8 protein-coding genes, 1 tRNA gene and 1 pseudogene are annotated in these 13,268 nt (G+C 72.0%); 6 read left to right on the top strand and 4 right to left on the bottom strand.

All coding sequences use genetic code 11. From position 1 onward, the window contains the following. Positions 1 to 25 precede the first annotated feature (25 nt). From pcrA to selA, 3 genes are all read right to left on the bottom strand, one after another. Positions 26 to 2,545: a DNA helicase PcrA gene (gene pcrA / locus AC4BGC_RS04205; RefSeq protein WP_490554494.1), complete on the bottom strand. Its 2,520-nt coding sequence runs from the start codon at positions 2,543 to 2,545 to the stop codon at positions 26 to 28. Between the two features lie 81 nt (positions 2,546 to 2,626). Then, positions 2,627 to 4,450, bottom strand: a complete 1,824-nt coding sequence (locus AC4BGC_RS04200) for a SelB domain-containing protein (protein ID WP_490554492.1) — start codon at positions 4,448 to 4,450, stop codon at positions 2,627 to 2,629. Next, positions 4,450 to 5,769, bottom strand: a complete 1,320-nt coding sequence (gene selA, locus AC4BGC_RS04195; RefSeq protein WP_490554490.1) for an L-seryl-tRNA(Sec) selenium transferase — start codon at positions 5,767 to 5,769, stop codon at positions 4,450 to 4,452. Before selA ends, AC4BGC_RS04200 begins: the two co-directional genes overlap by 1 nt. A 111-nt stretch (positions 5,770 to 5,880) precedes the next feature. Here selA and AC4BGC_RS04190 point away from each other — a divergent pair, with 111 nt between their 5' ends. After that, a complete protein-coding gene (locus AC4BGC_RS04190) occupies positions 5,881 to 6,471 on the top strand; it encodes a hypothetical protein (RefSeq protein WP_490554488.1) in 591 nt (196 codons plus the stop codon). 4 nt (positions 6,472 to 6,475) lie between these two features. On the opposite strand, the gene AC4BGC_RS04185 is transcribed toward AC4BGC_RS04190, so the two are convergent. Continuing rightward, positions 6,476 to 6,570 (bottom strand) — tRNA-Sec (locus AC4BGC_RS04185). 64 nt (positions 6,571 to 6,634) lie between these two features. Here AC4BGC_RS04185 and selD point away from each other — a divergent pair. The 5 genes and pseudogenes from selD to nrfD all read left to right on the top strand — a co-directional run bounded on the left by selD (position 6,635) and on the right by nrfD (position 13,256). Beyond that, positions 6,635 to 7,660, top strand: a complete 1,026-nt coding sequence (gene selD, locus AC4BGC_RS04180) for a selenide, water dikinase SelD (protein WP_490554487.1) — start codon at positions 6,635 to 6,637, stop codon at positions 7,658 to 7,660. 60 nt (positions 7,661 to 7,720) lie between these two features. Continuing rightward, complete coding sequence (locus AC4BGC_RS04175) at positions 7,721 to 8,368, top strand: hypothetical protein (protein WP_490554485.1); 648 nt, start codon at positions 7,721 to 7,723, stop codon at positions 8,366 to 8,368. Positions 8,369 to 8,380: 12 nt separating this feature from the next. Further along, positions 8,381 to 11,137 (top strand): annotated as a pseudogene (fdh, locus tag AC4BGC_RS04170) (formate dehydrogenase); the annotation flags it as partial. Beyond that, entirely contained in the window at positions 11,137 to 12,147 is a 1,011-nt protein-coding gene (locus tag AC4BGC_RS04165; protein ID WP_490554484.1) for a 4Fe-4S dicluster domain-containing protein, read from the top strand. The pseudogene fdh and the gene AC4BGC_RS04165, both read left to right, overlap by 1 nt. Beyond that, on the top strand, positions 12,144 to 13,256 hold the full coding sequence (gene nrfD / locus AC4BGC_RS04160) for an NrfD/PsrC family molybdoenzyme membrane anchor subunit (RefSeq protein WP_490554483.1): 1,113 nt from the start codon (positions 12,144 to 12,146) through the stop codon (positions 13,254 to 13,256). Before AC4BGC_RS04165 ends, nrfD begins: the two co-directional genes overlap by 4 nt. Positions 13,257 to 13,268: the final 12 nt, after the last annotated feature.

Below are 13,268 nucleotides of genomic sequence, written 5' to 3'. Positions count from 1 at the left end.
CCGTAGTTCGCAGCCGGGCCAGCCGCTAGAGCTTTTCCACCGGGGCGTAGCGCAGCAGCAGCCGCTTGACGCCGTCGGTGCCGAAGTCGATCGAGGCGACCGCGTTGTCCCCCACGCCCTCCAGCGCCACCACCGTGCCCAGCCCGAAGCTGTCGTGCTGCACCCGGTCGCCGGGGTCCAGGGACGGGATCGGACGGCCGGCCTTGGCCTTCTTCGAGGCGTCCGAGCGGGCGGCCGCCGTACCGAACCGGCGCTGGATGCCGGAGGCGAACCCCGAGCCGACCGCTGCCCCGGACTGGCCGAAGGAGGGCCGGTTCCAGGAGGTCATCGCGTCCGCCGTACGCCGCCAGTCGACGAGGTCGACCGGGAGCTCGTCGAGGAACCGCGACGCCGGGTTGTGCTGGGGCGCGCCCCAGGCCGAGCGCACCACGGCACGGGAGACGTAGAGCCGCTCGCGGGCGCGGGTGAGGCCGACGTAGGCGAGGCGACGCTCCTCCTCGAGCTCGGGCTTGTCACCCAGCGAGCGCATGTGCGGGAAGATGCCGTCCTCGAGGCCGGTGAGGAACACCACCGGGAACTCCAGGCCCTTCGCCGTGTGCAGCGTCATCAGGGTGACCACGCCCGGGGAGGCGCCGTCCTCCTCCTCGGGAGCATCCGGGATCTGGTCGGAGTCGGCGACCAGCGCGACCCGCTCCAGGAAGTCGACCAGCCCGGGCGGATCGGCCGGGGCCTCGACCGGGTCGCCCTCCTCGTCGTAGACCGCGGCAGGGTCGGCGGACGGCCCCGCCTGCGGGTCCTCGGCGAACTCGCGGGCCACCGCCACCAGCTCGGCGAGGTTCTCCACCCGGGTCTCGTCCTGGGGGTCGTTGAGCTCGGCGATCCGGTCCTCGAGCTCCTTGAGGTAGCCGCTGCGGGTCAGCGCCTGCTCCAGCACGACGTCGACCCGCTCACCGGCGGCGACCATCGACTGCAGCTGCTCGATCAGCTCAACGAACCCGCGGATCGCGTTCAGCGAGCGGGTGGCCAGGCCGGGAGCGTCCTCGGCGCGCTGCAGCGCCTCCCAGAACGTGATGCCGTCGCGCTGTGCCAGCCCGCCGATGCAGGCCTCGGCCCGCTCGCCGATGCCGCGCTTGGGGGTGTTCAGCACCCGGCGCAGGGACACCGAGTCGGCCGGGTTGGCGAGCACCCGCAGGTAGGCCAGGGCGTCGCGCACCTCGCGGCGCTCGTAGAACCGGACGCCGCCGACCACGCGGTAGGGCAGGCCTACCCGGATGAAGACCTCCTCGAAGACGCGCGACTGGGCGTTGGTCCGGTAGAACACGGCGACGTCGCCCGCACGCGCGTCTCCCGCGTCGGTGAGCTTGTCGACCTCCTCGGCCACGAACCGGGCCTCGTCGCGCTCGTCGTCACCGACGTAGCCGACGATCCGCTCCCCCGAGCCGGCGTCGGACCAGAGGTTCTTCGGCTTGCGGCTCTCGTTGCGGCTGATCACGGCGTTGGCCGCGGTCAGGATGGTCTGGGTGGAGCGGTAGTTCTGCTCCAGCAGCACCGTGCGCGCGTTCGGGAAGTCCTGCTCGAAGTCCATGATGTTGCGGATGTTCGCGCCGCGGAACGCGTAGATCGACTGGTCCGCGTCACCGACGACCATCAGCTCGGCGGGAGCCACGGCCTCGCCGGTTGAGCCGCCCTCGTCGGTCGAGCCTGTCGAGACCATCGACGCCGACGTGTCCTCCAGCCTGTCCGCGCACAGCTCGTGGATCAGGGCGTACTGCGCGTGGTTGGTGTCCTGGTACTCGTCGACGAGCACGTGGCGGAACCGGCGCCGCCAGTTCTCCCGCACCGCCGGGAACGCCCGGAACAGGTGCACGGTGAGCATCAGCAGGTCGTCGAAGTCGAGGGCGTTGGCCTGGCGGAGGCGGCGCTGGTACTCGCCGTACGCCGAGGCGAACACCTCCTCCTGGCCGTTGGCGGCGTTGCGGGCGGCGTCCTCGTGGTCCTGCAGCTCGTTCTTGGCGTTGCTGACCCAGTTGAGGATCGACCGGGGCGGGTAGCGCTTCACGTCGAGGTCGAGGTCACGACAGACCTGGGTCATCAGTCGCTTGGAGTCCGCGGCGTCATAGATCGAGAAGCTGGACTTGAAGCCGAATTTGTCGATCTCCTTGCGCAGGATCCGCACGCAGGCGGAGTGGAACGTGCTCACCCACATGATCCGGGCACGGCCACCGACCAGCTCCTCGACGCGCTCGCGCATCTCCGCCGCGGCCTTGTTGGTGAACGTGATCGCCAGGATCGACCCGGGGTGGGCACCGCGCTCGGAGATCAGCCAGGCGATCCGCCGGGTGAGCACCCGCGTCTTGCCGGAGCCGGCGCCGGCGACCACGAGCAGGGGCGCGCCCTCGTGGGTCACCGCCTCGCGCTGTGGCTCGTTGAGGCCCTCGAGCAGCTGCTCCCGGGTGGGGCGTCCGGGGCGCGCCGGGCGCCGCCCTTCGCCCTCCGGAGTCGGGTCGGCGGCAGGAAGACCGGGGAGGGGAAACTGCGTCGTCATTTGTCCCCAACCCTACGTGCGAGCGGGGACATCCCCCACCTCGGCGGGAGCAGTGGTGGACCCGCCCGCTGGAGGAACCACTCAGCTGTTGGCGACCTGGCGGCGGTCGTCAGGCAGCCGCTGGGTGCGGCCGGTGCGGTCGAGGTGCTCCAGCAGCGGGAGTACGACGCGCCGGCTGGTGCCCAGACGCGACCTGGCCTCGCTGGCGGTGAACGGCTGGGCCAACTCCTGGAGCCGCTCCACCGCCGCTCGGTCGGCCCCTGCGAGGAGCACGACGCCGGGGGCGAGGCGCAGCAGCCGGCCCGCCCTGGCGGCGGCCGCGACCTGTGCCTGGTCGAGCCCGAGCTCGCGGAGCCGGTCGGCCGTCGGTGCCGCGAACGGGTTCTCGGCCAGGTCCTCCGCCAGCGCGGCAAGGGCCTGCTCCAGCGGAGCCGGAAGCGCCGTCGCCGCCTCGGCCGAGGGATGCACCCGACCGTCGACGACTCGAAGCGGCGCAGGCACGACTGCGGCCACGAGAGCGGGGCTGGGCAACCCGGTCCGTTCTGCCAGCGTGGTCAGCGGCAGGCCGCGGTCCAGGGGCCGGGACCGCTCGTGCTCCGCGACCTCCGCCGCGACCCGGCGTGCCGCCTCGTGCGCCCGTCCGGCGCTCATCAACCAGGGCCCGGCGGAGACGATCCCCGGCGGGACCGGTGAGGTGGCGACGCCGATCCGGCGCAGCGTCGCGTTGTCGACGACCCCCCGCCGCTCCACCTCGACGGCCAGGTCGGGCTCACCGCTGGAGCCGGCCAGCGCCTCGGCGCGGGCCAGCGCCGCCCCGCGCCGCCGCAGCGCCGGTGGCAGGGGGTCGAGCACCCGGATCCCCCAGAGCTGCCTGCTCCCGGGGTCGCGCAGCAGCGCGCGGTCTCCCACCCGCAGCGGCAGCGGTCGCTCCAGGGTCAGCCGCACGAGGTCGTCGGCCAGTGGACGGCACCGGGCGGTCATGGACAGCGCCCCCACGTGCAGCATCGGCAGGGTGGGCAGCGTGCTCGCCTCGAACCCGCCTGTCTCCGGTCCGTCCGGGCCGAGCACCCGCACGTCGACGACCTCGGTCGACTCGTAGGCGTCCGGGGTGGTCAGGGTGCCGAGGTCGGTGTCCTCGAGGTCGCCGGTGAGGTTCAGCGCGACCCGGGCGACTCCGGAGGCGGACGCGACCGGCTCCCCCAGCGACTGCACGCCGCGCACCCGGACCAGGCCCGCCCCGGTGCTCAACGTGTCGCCGCGCGCGATGGTCCCGGCCGGCAGGGTGCCGGTGACGACCGTCCCCGCACCCCGGATCGTGAACCGCCGGTCCACCCACAGCCGCACGTCGGCAGCCGGGTCGGGGCTCGGCAGCGCCCGCACCATCTCGACCAGCCGGGCACGCAGCTCCTCGAGTCCCGCGCCGGTCACGCTGCTCACCGCCACAACCGGGGCGCCGGCCATCGCGGTGCGGCCCACCTCCGCGTGCGCCCGGGCCGCAGCGGGAGCCGGGTCGGCGAGGTCGCTCCTGGTCACGGCCACCACCGCGTGCCGCACCCCGAGCGCGTCGAGAGCCGCGAGGTGCTCGGCCGCCTGCGGCATCCACGGGTCGTCGGCGGCGACGACCAGCAGGACGGCCGGCACCGGGCCGACGCCGGCCAGCATCGTGGAGACGAACCGCTCGTGACCGGGTACGTCGACGAAGGCCACCTCGCCGGAGCCGTCCAGCCCGGAGCCGTCCAGCCCGGAGCCGTCCAGCCCGGGCAGGGTGGTCCAGGCATAGCCGAGCCGGATCGAGAGCCCGCGGCGATGCTCCTCCTCGAGCCGGTCCGGGTCGGTGCCGGTGAGCGCTTCGACGAGCGCGGACTTCCCGTGGTCCACGTGGCCCGCGGTGGCGATGACGTGCACTAGCGGCCCGTGAGCGTGTTCAGGGACCGTCGTACCGCCTCGACGAGGAGGTGGTCGTCCTCGGGGGACACCGCGACCAGGTCGAGCAGCAGCTGACCGCGCTCGACCCGGCCGACGACCGGGAGCTCGTCGTCGAGCCGCAGCGGCTCGGCGAGCTCGGCCGGGAGTGCCACCGCCGCGCTCTCCAGGGGCACCTCGGGTGCTCCGCCGCCACCCACCGCTGCCGCCGAGCGGACCGCGGTGGCCGTGAGCGCCCCGTCGGTGCGGACGCCGATCTCCTCCGCGACGCGGCCGGCCCGCTCCAGCAGCTCCCTCGGGGTGGCCGCAAGCGCCGCCGCCACCGGGGACGTCGGGCCGGTGAGCGTGGCCTCCAGCGCGGCCAGGGTGAGCTTGTCCACCCGCAGCGCGCGGGCGAACGGGTGTCGGCGCAACGACTCCACCAGGTCGGCGCGGCCGAGCATCAGTCCGCACTGCGGCCCGCCGAGGAGCTTGTCCCCCGAGGCCGTGACCAGGTCGGCGCCCGCCCGCAGCGCGGCCGAGGCGCTCGGCTCGTCGGGCAGCCGCGGGTGCGGGGCCAGCAGCCCCGAGCCGATGTCGACCACGACGGTCGCGTCCAGGGTGGCCAGGTGCTCGACCGGGACCGAGGCGGTGAACCCGCGGACCACGAAGTTCGAGGGATGCACCTTGAGCACGAAGCCGGTCCGCTCGTCGATCGCGTCGGCGTAGTCGGCCAGGCGCACCTTGTTCGTCGTACCCACCTCGCGCAGGCGCGCCCCGACAGACTCGAGCAGCTCGTGGATCCGGAAGCCGTCACCGATCTCCACCATCTCGCCGCGGGCGACCACGACGTCGCGGCCCGACGCCAGCGCGCAGGTGACCAGGGCGAGTGCCGCTGCCCCGTTGTTCACCACGTGCACCCCTCCGGCGTCGGGGACTGCTGCGGCGAGCGCGGCCAGCGCGGTGCGGCCGCGGCGTCCACGGCGCCCGGTGGCGAGGTCGAGCTCCACGTCGGTGGCACCGGCAGCCACCTGCAGCGCCTCCACGGCCGCCGCCGACAGCGGGGCCCGGCCGAGGTTGGTGTGCACCACGACGCCGGTGGCGTTCAGCACCCGGCGCAGCGACGACGCCGATGCCGGCAGCGCGGCCACCGCGGCGTCGGCCACCTCCTCGGGTGCGACCGCACCGGCGCGGCACCGCTCCAGGGCACTCGCCACCGCCTGCTTGACCAGGCCGGCACCGAGCCGCTCGCTCGCCGCGACCAGCCGCGGGTCGGCCAGCACGGCGTCGGTGCGGGGGGTGGCCCTTCTCGGGTCCGGCACTCCGACCTCCCGGCAGGAAACGACAGTGGCAAGCCATCGTATGCAGGCCGGAGCGGTCCCGGGTGCCCGATGATGACCACACGACGCCACTTGGACCGAGGAGCGATCAGCATGAGCAACCCCGACAACGGGCCGACCGGGTCTTACCGGGAGCTGGTCGCAGCCGTCCGGGCGCGCACCGAGGGCACGCCGTACGTCCTCACCGAGACCGCTGGCGGCTTCGACGTGCGCATCGACCTCGAGGACGCCTCCTGGTACGCCGCGCTCTACAAGGAGCACCTGTCGACGGCGTGGACCTACGAGGTGAAGGTGGACGCCGCGACCAGGACGCTCTCGATCACCGACGTCGGGAAGGCCGTGACGTGGCGTGCGGGCGCCGAGGCCCGAGGCGGCATCCCGACCCCCGTGCTCAGCGGCGCCGGGTCGGTGTTCAGGGGACGCGCCTCGGGCAGGACCTTCCGGAGGGTCTACGCCATCAATGAGCAGGGCAAGTACGCCAAGGTCGTGGACATCTCGTTCAACCCTTCGGAGGGCCGCGACCTCATCCGCGGACCCGCCCGTGAGCTGGGCTGGACGGAGAAACGCGGTGTGTCCGAGCGCATCGGCCTCTACTTCGCGGTGTTCACGCTCGTGGGACTCGTGCTGGGCGGCATCGCGACCGCGATCCTGCTCGCGGTGATGGCCCTGAACGGCGACCTGTGAGCTGTGGCGGAGGCGGACGGGAATCGAACCCGCCTGACCGAGATGCTCGGCCACTACGGTTTTGAGGACCGCGCCCGTCACCAGACGAGGAACGCCTCCGCGGACACTCTAGGGGAGACCGAGAGACGAGACACCGGTTACGCGAGCCTCTAGCCTCGGGACCATGACCACCCAGCCCACCCAGGTCCGTCTCACCCAGTACGCCGCCGGCGGCGGATGCGCCTGCAAGGTCCCGCCGGGCGAGCTGGAACGGGTCCTCGCGGACCTCCCCGGCGGACGCGCCGGCACCAGCACCCCAGGCGGCTACGGGGAGCTGCTCGTCGGCCTCGAGCACGGCGACGACGGTGCCGCCGTACGCATCGATGAGGGGCCGGACGGACGAGCGGTCATCGTCACCGCCGACTTCTTCACCCCCGTGGTCGACGACGCCTACGACTGGGGCCGGATCGCCGCGGCCAACGCGCTCTCCGACGTCTACGCGATGGGCGGCGAGCCCCTGCTGGCGATCAACCTGCTCGGGTGGCCGCGGGACCGGATCCCGTTCGAGCTCGCCGCCGAGGTGCTCCGCGGCGGGGCGGACGTGTGCCTGGAGGCCGGGACCCACCTCGCCGGCGGGCACAGCATCGACGACCCGGAGCCGAAGTACGGCCTGTCCGTCACCGGCTTCGCCCGCGCCGACCGCCTGCTCCGCAACGACGCCGCGAGCCCCGGCTCCGCGCTGACGCTGACCAAGCCGATCGGGGTGGGGGTGCTGAACAACCGGCACAAGGCCACCGGGGAGCGCTTCGAGCAGGCGATCAGCGCGATGACCACGCTGAACCGCGAGGCCTCACGCGCGGCCGTCGCGGCCGGGATCCGGGCGGCCACCGACGTGACCGGGTTCGGGCTGCTGGGCCACCTCTACAAGATGGCCCGCGCCAGCGGCGTGACCGCGGTCGTGGACTCCGCCGCGGTCCCCTACCTCGAGGGCGCCCGCGAGTCCTACGCCGAGGGGTTCGTCCCGGGGGGCAGCCGCCGCAACCTCGACTGGGTGCGGCCCCACCTCGACGCCGGGGTCGGCGAGGACGAGCTGGTCCTGCTCGCCGACGCGCAGACCTCCGGCGGCCTGCTCGTGGCCGGCGAGCTCCCGGGGCACCCGGTCATCGGTGAGATCATCCCGGCGGGCAAGTTCCCTCTCGTCGTACGCTGAGGTCCTGAGAGCATGGCCCCCCGGTTGCGGGGTACACGTGCCCAGACGGAAGGAGACGGGGTGACGGACGAGCACAGCGAGAACAGCCAGGCATCTGGCCAGGACTCTGGTCCGGCATCTGGTCTGGCATCCGGTCTGGGCGCCCGTCTCGGCAAGACCTTCCTGTCCTGGCCCGTCGTCCGCCAGCTCAGCGGCTCGGACTTCCTGGGCCGTGGTGTCGCCGCCCGGTCGCAGCACACCGAGGAGATCACCGCCCGCACCGAGACCGCGGACCGGGTCGCCAAGAGCGTGTGCCCCTACTGTGCGGTCGGCTGTGGCCAGAACGTGTTCGTCAAGGACGAGAAGGTCATCCAGATCGAAGGCGACCCCGACAGCCCGGTCTCGCGTGGGCGCCTGTGCCCCAAGGGATCGGCCAGCAAGAACCTCGTCACCAGCCCGATGCGCCAGACCAAGGTCCGCTACCGCCGTCCCTACGGCACCGAGTGGGAGGACCTCGAGCTCGACGTCGCGATGGAGATGATCGCCGACCGGGTGGTCAAAGCCCGGGACGACTCCTGGCAGGACCTCGACGACGACAAGACCGTCCGCCGCACGTTGGGCATCGCCAGCCTCGGAGGGGCCACCCTCGACAACGAGGAGAACTACCTCATCAAGAAGCTGTTCACCGCGATGGGTGCCATCCAGATCGAGAACCAGGCGCGTATTTGACACTCCGCCACGGTCCCCGGTCTGGGGACCTCGTTCGGGCGCGGCGGCGCCACCGGGTTCCTCCAGGACCTGGCCAACGCTGACTGCATCGTGATCCAGGGCTCCAACATGGCCGAGGCCCACCCCGTGGGCTTCCAGTGGGTGATGGAGGCCAAGGCGCGCGGCGCCAAGGTGATCCACGTGGACCCCCGGTTCACCCGCACCAGCGCGCTCGCGGACACCTTCGTGCCGCTGCGCGTCGGCACCGACATCGCCTTCCTCGGTGGCGTCATCAACTATGTGCTGGAGAACGAGCTCGACTTCCGCGAGTACGTCGTGGCCTACACCAACGCCGCGGTGATCGTGGGCGAGGACTTCCAGGACACCGACGACCTCGACGGCCTGTTCTCCGGGTTCGACGCCGACACCCGCACCTACGACCCCACCAGCTGGCAGTACGCCGGGGAGGGTGCCTCGGGCGACGACAGCCAGGAGCAGGACCCGGTCACCCAGCGCGAGACCGCCAGCGGCCTCCAGCACGAGACCCACGGTGCCGGGATGCAGAGCGACCCGCAGCGCGACGAGACGCTGCAGGACCCGCGGTGCGTCTACCAGATCCTCAAGCGGCACTTCGCGCGCTACACCCCCGAGGTGGTCTCCCAGACCTGCGGCGTCTCGACCGAGGCGTTCCTCGAGGTCGCCCGGGCGTTCGCCGAGAACTCCGGCCGCGAGCGCACCACCGCGCTGGTCTACAGCGTCGGCTGGACCCAGCACAGCGTGGGCGTGCAGTACATCCGCACCGGCGCCATCCTCCAGCTGCTGCTGGGCAACATGGGCCGCCCCGGCGGCGGCATCATGGCCCTGCGCGGGCACGCCAGCATCCAGGGGTCCACCGACATCCCCACCCTGTTCAACCTGCTCCCCGGCTACCTCCCGATGCCGACCGCGGGCAAGGACGACTCCCTCGACGACTGGCTCGAGGGCGTGAGCCATCCCGGCTCCAAGGGGTTCTGGGCCAACGCGCGTGCCTACGGCGTGAACCTGCTCAAGGCCTACTGGGGCGAGGCCGCCACCGCCGAGAACGACTTCTGCTTCGACTACCTGCCCAAGATCACCGGGGACCACGGCACCTACCGCACCGTGCTCGACATGATCGACGGCAAGGTGAAGGGCTACTTCCTGCTCGGCCAGAACCCCGCAGTCGGGTCCGCGCACGGCAAGGCGCAGCGACTCGGGATGGCCAACCTGGACTTCCTGGTGGTGCGCGACCTCTTCGAGATCGAGAGCGCGACGTTCTGGAAGAACTCCCCCGAGATCGAGACCGGGGAGATCGTCACGGAGGAGTGCCGGACCGAGGTCTTCTTGATGCCGGCCGCCTCGCACGTGGAGAAGGAGGGCACCTTCACCCAGACCCACCGGATGCTGCAGTGGCGCGAGAAGGCCGTCGAGCCACCGGGCGACTGCCGCTCCGAGCTGTGGTTCTTCTACCACCTGGGCCGGATGATCCGATCGCGCCTCGAGTCGTCCACCGCGGAGAAGGACCGTCCGCTGCTCGACCTCGCGTGGGACTACCCGATGATCGGTCAGACCGACGACCCCGACGCCGAGGCCATCTTGAAGGAGATCAACGGCTTCGAGGTCGCGACCGGGCGGCCCCTCTCGACGTTCACCGAGATGAAGGAGGACGGCTCCACGCTGGGCGGCTGCTGGATCTACACCGGTGTCTACAAGGACGGGGTGAACCAGGCGGCGCGACGCAAGCCCGGCAAGGACCAGGACTACGTGGCTCCCGAGTGGGGCTGGGCCTGGCCGGCCAATCGCCGCACGCTCTACAACCGCGCCTCCGCCGACCCCGAGGGAAAGCCGTGGAGCGAGCGCAAGGCCTACGTGTGGTGGGATCCCGAGGCGGGCGAGGCCGGTGAGTGGACCGGGCACGACGTGCCGGACTTCGAGGTCACCAAGCCGCCGTCGTACCGCGCGCCGGAGGGAGCCGACGGCGTCGCGGGCATCGAGGGCATCGACCCGTTCATCATGCAGGGCGACGGGAAGGGCTCGCTCTACGTGCCGAAGGGGCTCATCGACGGGCCGATGCCGACCCACTACGAGCCGGTGGAGTCGCCGTTCCGCAACCAGATCTACGCCCAGCAGGCCAACCCCACGCGCAAGGAGTACAGCCGCGCGGAGAACCGGATCAACCCGAGCCCGCCCGAGGAGCACAGCGAGGTCTTCCCGTTCGTGTTCACCACCAGCCGGCTCACCGAGCACCACACCGCCGGCGGGATGAGTCGCTACGTCGCGAGGCTCGCGGAGCTGCAGCCGGAGATGTTCATCGAGGTCTCCCCCGAGCTGGCAGCGCTGCGCGGCCTGGAGAACGGCGAGTGGTGCCACGTGGTCACCGCCCGCTCCGCGGTCGAAGGCCGGGTGCTGGTGACCGAACGGCTCTCGCCGCTCCGGGTGGAGGGGCGCACGATCCACCAGGTGTGGTTGCCCTACCACTGGGGCACTGGTGGGATGGTGACCGGCGACTCGGCCAACGACCTGTTCGGGATCGCCCTCGATCCCAACGTCCTCATCCAGGAGAGCAAGGTGGGCACCTGTGACGTCCAGCCCGGACGCCGCCCCTCCGGCCGCGAGCTCCTCATCTTCGTCGAGGGCTACCAGCGCCGCGCGGGCGTGCTGCACGACCAGAGCAGACCGATCGTGACCGCAGGTCCCGGCGCGCAGGTGGACGACGCCGGCGACGAGACACCCGAGCCCACTGAGACACCCGAGCCCACCGAAGGATCCTGATGGCCGGCCCGCACAGCCTGTTCGGTCCCGTTGACCCCGCCTCCGACGCGGGCTACGAGGACAACCCCAAACGCAAGGGGTTCTTCACCGACACCAGCATCTGCATCGGCTGCAAGGCCTGCGAGGTGGCCTGCAAGGAGTGGAACGACGTCCCCGCAGACCACTTCGACATGCTCGGCTCCTCCTATGACAACAGCTTCTCGCTGAACGCCAACCAGTGGCGTCACGTCGCCTTCATCGAGCAGCCCAAGAAGCTCGGCCAGCAGGAGTCGGGGCTGCGTCGCCAGATCAAGGAGGACGCGCACCAGCAGGCGGTGAACCTCGGCATGCCCGCGATGTCTCCGCCCCGAGGCGAGAACGGGGTGGTGCTGCCCGACTCGGGCACCGACGTGCAGGCCGGCGAGTCCGACGCGGTGGACCGCCCGGACTTCCGCTGGCTGATGTCCTCCGACGTGTGCAAGCACTGCACCCACGCCGCGTGCCTCGACGTGTGCCCCACCGGCTCGCTGTTCCGCTCCGAGTTCGGGACCGTGGTCGTCCAGGACGACATCTGCAACGGGTGCGGGTACTGCGTCGCCGCCTGCCCCTACGGCGTGATCGAGCGTCGCAAGGGTCCCGAGGGCGCCAAGAACGTGGGCATCGCCCAGAAGTGCACGCTGTGCTACGACCGCCTCGACGCAGGCAAGCAGCCGGCGTGCTCGCAGGCCTGCCCCACCCAGTCGATCCAGTTCGGCGACGTCGAGGAGCTGCGCGAGCGGGCCAACGCCCGCGTGGAGATGCTGCACGAGGCCGGGATCATGGACGCCCGGCTCTACGGCAACGACCCCGACGACGGCGTCGGTGGGACCGGCGCGTTCTTCCTGTTGATGGACGAGCCCGAGGTCTACGGGTTCCCGCCGGACCCGGTAGTCACCACCAAGGACCTGCCGGACATGTTCCGCAAGGCGGGGATGGCGGCGGTGGCCCTGCTCGCAGGCGCCGCGGTCTCGTTCGTGGGAGCCCGAAAGTGACCCCGGACGGGAACCCCGAATCCGGCCCGGACCGGAGCAGGTCCCCGCAGGAGCTGGTCGAGCCGGTCGGCCACCAGGCCACCCCGGGATCCCGGGGGCGTAGGCGCCGTCGGCGCAAGGGGGGCGGGGCGGAGCAGTCGATGGTCCCGGACCCGACGTTCACCTCCTACTACGGTCGGCCGATCGTCAAGGCCTCGCCGTGGGAGGCCGACATCCCGGCGTACCTCTTCGCGGGCGGGCTCGCCGCCGGGTCCTCGCTGATCGCCGCCGGCGCCGACCTCACCGGCCGCCCGACGCTGCGCAGGTCGGCCCGGCTCGGCGCCATCAGCGCCCTGGGGTTCTCGATGGTGGCCCTGGTGCACGACCTGGGCAAGCCGTCCCGGTTCCTGAACATGCTGCGGGTCGTGAAGCTCACCTCCCCGATGTCGGTCGGCACCTGGATCCTGTCGATCTACGGCCCGTTCGCGGGTGCGGTGGCCGCTACCGAGGTCGTCGGGATGCTCCCGGAGCGCTACCGCGTCGGACCGCTGCGGCTCGCGGCGTACGCCGACCGGCCCGCCGGTCTGCTCGCCGCCCTGTTCGCGCCTCCGGTGGCGTCCTACACCGCCGTGCTGCTGGCCGACACCGCGACGCCGTCGTGGCACTCGGCCTACAAGGAGCTGCCGTTCGTCTTCGTGGGTTCCGCGGCGGCCGCCTCGGCAGGCCTCGGGATGATCACCGCTCCCCTGGAGGAGACCGGTCCCGTGCGTCGGCTGGCGCTCGGCGGCGCCGTGCTCGAGCTGGTGATGGAACGCCGGATGGAACACACGATGGGGATCACGGCCGAGCCGCTGCACCAGGGCAAGGCCGGGCGGCTGATGACGGCTGCCAGGAACCTGACCCTCGCCGGCGCCGCGGGGTCCCTGCTCGCGGGGCGCAGCCGCACCGTCGCGGTGCTCTCCGGCGCAGCCCTGCTGGCCGGCTCGGCGTGCACCCGGTTCGGGATCTTCGAGGCCGGCCAGGCCTCGGCGAAGGACCCCAAGTACACCGTGGTCCCCCAACGCGAGCGCGTGCAGCGCGGCGAACCGGTCCGCTTCGAGCACCCCACGTCCCCCAGCCCCGAGAACTAGACCAGAGCCCCG

It is taken from the genome of Nocardioides sp. Z38_18 (genome assembly GCF_058215695.1).
The sequence above is the reverse complement of the archived record's forward strand: the minus strand, read 5'-3'. Positions and strand labels throughout refer to the sequence as shown.

Coding starts and splice junctions, on each gene's coding strand:
- selD (WP_490554487.1), top strand. CDS start 6,635: ATGACCACCCAGCCCACCCAGGTCCGTCTCACCCAGTACGCCGCCGGC.
- pcrA (WP_490554494.1), bottom strand. CDS start 2,545: ATGACGACGCAGTTTCCCCTCCCCGGTCTTCCTGCCGCCGACCCGACT.
- AC4BGC_RS04165 (WP_490554484.1), top strand. CDS start 11,137: ATGGCCGGCCCGCACAGCCTGTTCGGTCCCGTTGACCCCGCCTCCGAC.
- AC4BGC_RS04190 (WP_490554488.1), top strand. CDS start 5,881: ATGAGCAACCCCGACAACGGGCCGACCGGGTCTTACCGGGAGCTGGTC.